Source organism: Shinella sp. M31 (assembly GCF_049199205.1).
GTDB lineage: Bacteria > Pseudomonadota > Alphaproteobacteria > Rhizobiales > Rhizobiaceae > Shinella.
In genome coordinates, this window is sequence record NZ_JBLZPH010000009.1 from 1 (window position 1) to 418 (window position 418).

Genomic DNA, 418 nt, shown 5'->3' on the forward strand with positions numbered 1-418 from the left:
TGACCGCTGCCGATCTGGGCTTTAGCGATGCCGACGACGGCGCCACCGGGGTCAGGTTCACGGCCTCAAGCGTCGTCAACGGTACGCTGCTGGTCGCCGGCAAGGCCGCGACAAGCTTTACCGCCGCCGATATCGCCGCCGGCCGCGTCACCTTCCGCCACGATGGCTCTGAAACACTCAAAGCGTCGTTCAAGGTGCTTGTCGAAGACGGTAACGAGGACGGCTCCGCACCAGCCAGTTTGCCATTCATTCTGACCGTGACGCCCGTCAACGATGCGCCGAAGCTGACGGGTGATCTCAAAGCCACCGTTTCAGAAGGAGGCATTTACACGCTGACCGCTGCCGATCTGGGCTTTAGCGATGCCGACGACGGCGCAACCGGGGTCAGGTTCACGGCCTCAAGCGTCGTCAACGGTAC

1 protein-coding gene is annotated in these 418 nt (G+C 62.7%); it reads left to right on the forward strand.

The genetic code is table 11. The features are described from left to right. Positions 1–418: cadherin-like domain-containing protein (locus ACOZKU_RS01810; RefSeq protein WP_421577441.1), on the forward strand; the 418-nt coding region annotated here is incomplete at both ends.